General features: G+C 45.2%; 4 protein-coding genes and 1 pseudogene. 3 read left to right on the top strand and 2 right to left on the bottom strand.

Features of this window, described 5'->3' with window-relative positions:
- Positions 1 to 128: 128 nt before the first annotated feature.
- Complete coding sequence (locus NC980_RS26170) at positions 129 to 464, top strand: transposase family protein (RefSeq protein WP_277881325.1); 336 nt, start codon at positions 129 to 131, stop codon at positions 462 to 464.
- 241 nt (positions 465 to 705) lie between these two features.
- Here NC980_RS26170 and NC980_RS26165 read toward each other — a convergent pair whose 3' ends face one another.
- On the bottom strand, positions 706 to 1,323 hold the full coding sequence (locus tag NC980_RS26165) for a hypothetical protein (RefSeq protein WP_242026638.1): 618 nt from the start codon (positions 1,321 to 1,323) through the stop codon (positions 706 to 708).
- Between the two features lie 1,422 nt (positions 1,324 to 2,745).
- Between NC980_RS26165 and NC980_RS26160 the strand changes: the two genes are divergently transcribed.
- A complete protein-coding gene (locus tag NC980_RS26160; RefSeq protein WP_190375974.1) occupies positions 2,746 to 3,795 on the top strand; it encodes a fatty acid desaturase in 1,050 nt (349 codons plus the stop codon).
- A 202-nt stretch (positions 3,796 to 3,997) separates the two neighbouring features.
- Here NC980_RS26160 and NC980_RS26155 read toward each other — a convergent pair whose 3' ends face one another.
- Positions 3,998 to 4,543 carry an IS6 family transposase gene (locus NC980_RS26155; RefSeq protein WP_190375973.1) on the bottom strand — a complete coding sequence of 182 codons (546 nt, stop codon included), beginning with the start codon at positions 4,541 to 4,543 and terminating at the stop codon, positions 3,998 to 4,000.
- On the opposite strand from NC980_RS26155, the pseudogene NC980_RS26150 reads away from it, so the two are divergent.
- Positions 4,529 to 4,649 (top strand): annotated as a pseudogene (locus NC980_RS26150) (IS6 family transposase); the annotation flags it as partial. The gene NC980_RS26155 and the pseudogene NC980_RS26150 sit on opposite strands and share 15 nt — an antisense overlap.

Raw genomic sequence — 4,649 nt, 5'->3', positions numbered from 1 at the left:
TGGCTAATAATTTCGCCAGGGAATCGATGTCGGGAATACATGGGAAAGAAGTTGAGAGCGAGCGTTGAACCAGTACGATTATTCTACATTCCGGTTAACCTGACAATATCGTTTGGTAACTGCTAGAGATGTCTGCTTCTGTTGAACCGATTCCATCACTGCTAGAGGCGCTGACCTTAGTACCAGATCATCGTCACGCCTCTGGGAAACGGCATTCTCTGGCATCAATTTTGACATTTATCTGCTGTGGGATGATGTGTGGTGCGAAGAGCTTGTTGGCAATTGTCGAGTGGGGGAGACAGCATCAAAGTTGGTGGTGTGAAGCCGTCCGAGCAGGATTAACCTTAGCAGTGAGCAATGGTCAAACCGAGGGGCAGATCAATCGCTTAAAGATGATCAAGCGCCAGATGTATGGTCGAGCAGGATTAGCCTTGTTAAGACAGCGATTTCTATTAGCAGGTTAAAGTCGCCTGTCTAACGAACAATCATGGCAATTGTCCCGAGTGATTCAGCGACTTTATACTTCACCAAAAGAGCGTAAGAGCCGCTATTTGACCGCTAATAACATACAATTTGCGCCAATGAGCGGAATCGCCGATGGATACTGCTTCAAACCCCAGATCTCAGCACTCAAACTCGGTGCAAATTGAGCAATTGTCACTGCCATTGCCGGAGACAGAGCCTTATTCTTTAATCACAAATTTCTTAACGAAGTGCCGCGGTTTGGCTGATCGCGAGAAGCATTACCAGGATTAGTTTTGGTGCATCGTTCGATCTTTCTCTTTGTGTAGTTAAAGAAAGTACAGCAACTTGTGAGTCAACTTGTGGAGATTCATTCCGATTGCCGGGTGCAGTAATAAATGGAGCGATGACATTACAGTGACGATCACAGAAAGCCACAACCTTATCGCCTTTCATGTGCTTGTGCCCACTGTATCCGAGGTTATCGCCGTCCTTCTTTGCGGCGGTGGTTGTTCCATCCCCGTGGATGATGCTGAGATCCAGTAACGCTTGCTGGTGAAGCAGCAGCACCGTTCCCGCAAAAATGGTATCAAAGCAGCCTTGAGCTTCATACCGCCGAAAGGTGCGATAAATGCTGGTATAGTGGAGCTCTGGTTGTCCATCTTTGTCCTTTTCAATGGGCAGTTCTTTCCACTGGCAGCCGAGGTACAGCAGTTTTAGGATGTAGTTGAAGATTGCGTGCAAAGAGAGCTTAGTCTGAGGACCACGACTGCCAAGGTGCAGATGGGGCAAGACAAATTCTTCAAACTGTTCTAAGGTTAATTGTGTGGGAATTGATTGCCATTGTTGGATTTGGGGCATTTTAGCTGGAACTAGCAGTTAGACTAAAAAGGCTAGAGCTATTTTAGTAGAGCACGACGCAAGCTCATACAAACAGGAGCTTTCAGACAAATTTATCCAAGCTGAAAAACCCGCAACCAGTTGGTCGTTTAACACAGCAAGAAGAACCTCGTGCGGGGTCGAGGCAATGGCGATGCTTCGTAAAGGACAAGTGAAAGGGACCAATCAAGGGGATAGTGTATCCCAAGCACAGTTTATCAACGAACTCTTTGGAGTGAGTGCTTAAAGCAATACGAATGAGACCAATTCGTTTGTCACTTTAAAGTCTTTGCGACACAACCAATTCAGGAGCCGCAATGGTGTCAAAGCTCATGGAATTTGGATTGCTATGAACTTTTAAGTATAAGCATAAAGTTTCTCTTGATTTTCTAATCTAGCATCGGAAAACCACTTAAAGTTAGGAGTGGGAAGATACACTTTATTCGCTTCAAGAGGTGTACATCATGAAACCGATCAATTGGCTGCCTGACGAAAAAGACGAAAAAGTAAATCAGTATCTCGATCAGATCAATCGTGCGCCTTCACGATCGCGGCTGTCTCGCTGAGTCTGTTCTGTCTGTTTACGGTTGTCATTCTGTTGAGCAGTTTCTAACGCCCATTCACGGAACACAAACTTGCATACATCTAGCAAGGAGGCTGAGATGGAAGCTTCTGAATACCTTAGAACGCTCAAAGAAAAGCTCGTCTCTGATTCAGCAAGTTGGGGAAGCTTAATCACTTTAGCGCTTGGCTTTACAGTTCTTGTGCTACTAATGACGTTTTACTCGCAGAGATAATGTACATAATGTTCTTGAGATTTAATCACTCAGGAACATTGCATTTCTTCACTGACTTCGATTGCTGAGATTACCCCTCAGCAGAGTTTCGTAACGATCATAGAAGTATTAGAGTGAAAGAGGTTGAGAACATTATTTTTGCTATTAGACTGCTTTAGCCTGATTGACTGACAAAACTCTGAAAGTTCTTTCGCTCCTGTTGCGCTTCGCCCGTGATTAGAAATCACGGGCTATCGGTACAAAGTCCGTTCAAAACGGACTGAAGAGCAGGTACTGATTGGGGTTTAACCTGTTTCAACAGATTTTTCTCAGATAGACCGTTCATTGCATTCACGGGCGGGGCAATGCAATGAACGAAGATTTGTCAGTCAATCAGCTGCTTTGGCTCATCCCTCCTGTTCAGAACTGCTGGTGACCCGTGTGCAAGAGCTGATTCCCGATGTCGATCAGACACCTTCATTCTCGATGTTCATCTCGATTCTCATGACATTTCAATTGCATTGCAGCGAATGATCCAAGCGATCGCGAAACAAATCCCTGTAATTCCCTGAAATAACGATCTTTAAGATTTGACTCATACGCCATTGCGTCTGCTCCGAGGTGATTTATGAACAGAGATACATTGCAGCTTAATCCGGTGATGCAGGATTTACGATCGAGTGTTGCCGATTTAAACACTGTGAATTCCTGGCTAGGATTGTTGCGATTTTGCAGCTTAGGAGTTGTTTGCTTGAGTTTGATGGTCTTCGCTTGGTGGTCTCCGAATCTCTGGGGCTTTGTCGGGTATAGTGCGATCGCAGGCTTTGTCTATGCCCTTTGGTTTATCTGCACTCATGATGCAACCCATCATACGCTCACAGGTTGGAACTGGTTTGATGAAGGATTGCCACGCTTAATTTCCTATCCGATGCTGTGGATGCACGGCGTTTATGCTCAGTTGCATCGCCTGCATCATGGTTGGAATGGCACGAATTTACACGACCCAGAACGAGTGCAGTGGACAGTGGAAGAATATCAAAATGCAAGTCCCTGGGTGCAATGGTATGTCAGACATCAGTGGGAAATTGACTTATTTGTGCTGGGTGGGTTTGGCATGATTGGGAAAACCTTGATCAAAGGCTGGCAATTGGGTGAGCAAATTCCAGCGATTCGTCGATCGTGGTTTGTCGATGTAATGGGTATCGTCTTGGTGCAGGTAAGCTGTTTCACTTGGGCAATTCTTTCCAATCACCTGTGGCGCTACCTTTTGTTCTGGTTGATTTTAGAACGGGTGATTGGGAGTGTCATTCAGGCAAGAGATCATCTTGAACATTACGGAATGTGGAGTAGAGCCGAGGGATATCAACTCACGCAGCTTTATAGCAGTCGGAATTTAACCGTGCATCCGATCGTTGCTTGGTTTGTTGGCGGATTGAATTATCATTCCATTCACCACGCCTTTCCAAGCATTCCGTTTGATCAATTGCCCAAAGCGTTTTGCAGAATTCAAACTGTGCTAGAACAACATCACTTGCCACCGATGACGGTTGGATTAGGTTATGTTCGAGAGACGCGGCGTTTAAGTCAACAGCCTTTGCTGATTGGTGCGCCCGATTTGAGTGCCGCAAGCGGTCGCTATCAAATGGTAAATCCGCTGACCGAGATTGTTAAAAATTAACTTACAACTAGTTGCGGGTTTTGTTTGAAAGCTGCTGTGGAATCTTGAACAACAAAGTTAAATGGAGCGTTCAAAGGAAAAGTACGATCGTTTTAGGTCGTTTCTCCACCGCTTTTGCCACAATTGAGGGTTTCAAGGCAGAACAAGTGGTTCTGTCACAAAGATTTTAAAGTGACAAACAAACTGGTCTCGTTCGTATTTCTTAAGCACTCACTCCAAAGATCTCATTGATGAATGCTGCTTGAGATACACTATCCCCTTGACTAATTCCCTTTACCTGTCCTTTGCGGATCATTGCCATTGCCTCAATTCCACGAAGAGTTCTTCTCGCCGTGTTGAATGATTGAAATCCCATCATTGGTTTCACAATCCGTTTCACGTTGCGATGGTCTTGCTCAACCATGTTGTTCAAGTATTTGCTCTGCCGCAATTGGGTTTCAGCTTTCAACGTTTTCTCTTGCTTCAATTCATCCATCGCAACTGGATAAGCAGCATTTTTATCGACCGTGATGACTCGTGGAATTTGAGTGTGCTTGGCTCCTAATACTTTGCGAAAAAAGCGGGCTGCCGCCTTTCCATCTCGCTTTGCACTCAACATGAAGTCCAGTGTATTGCCCTCCGAATCCACTGCTCGATATAGATATTTCCACTCCCCTCGAATTTCGCGTATTGTCAGGTTAACCGGAACGTAGAATAATCGTACTAGTTCAACTTTAAGAACGACTGCTTGCCCATGTACTCCCGTCATCGCTTCCCTGGTGAAATTATTAGCTACTGCGTTTGGCTGTATTACACCTTTCCGTTGAGCTACCGGGACATTGAGAAAATGATGCTGTATCGCGGCATTGAAGTCA

This window comes from Leptolyngbya sp. AS-A5 (assembly GCF_039962495.1).
In the GTDB taxonomy this organism is placed as follows: Bacteria; Cyanobacteriota; Cyanobacteriia; order Leptolyngbyales; family Leptolyngbyaceae; genus Leptolyngbya.
Note: the sequence above shows the minus strand (reverse complement) of the source record. Positions and strands in the feature narration are given on the sequence as shown.

Coding starts and splice junctions, on each gene's coding strand:
- NC980_RS26155 (WP_190375973.1), bottom strand. CDS start 4,543: ATGACGGGAGTACATGGGCAAGCAGTCGTTCTTAAAGTTGAACTAGTA.
- NC980_RS26165 (WP_242026638.1), bottom strand. CDS start 1,323: ATGCCCCAAATCCAACAATGGCAATCAATTCCCACACAATTAACCTTA.
- NC980_RS26160 (WP_190375974.1), top strand. CDS start 2,746: ATGAACAGAGATACATTGCAGCTTAATCCGGTGATGCAGGATTTACGA.
- NC980_RS26170 (WP_277881325.1), top strand. CDS start 129: ATGTCTGCTTCTGTTGAACCGATTCCATCACTGCTAGAGGCGCTGACC.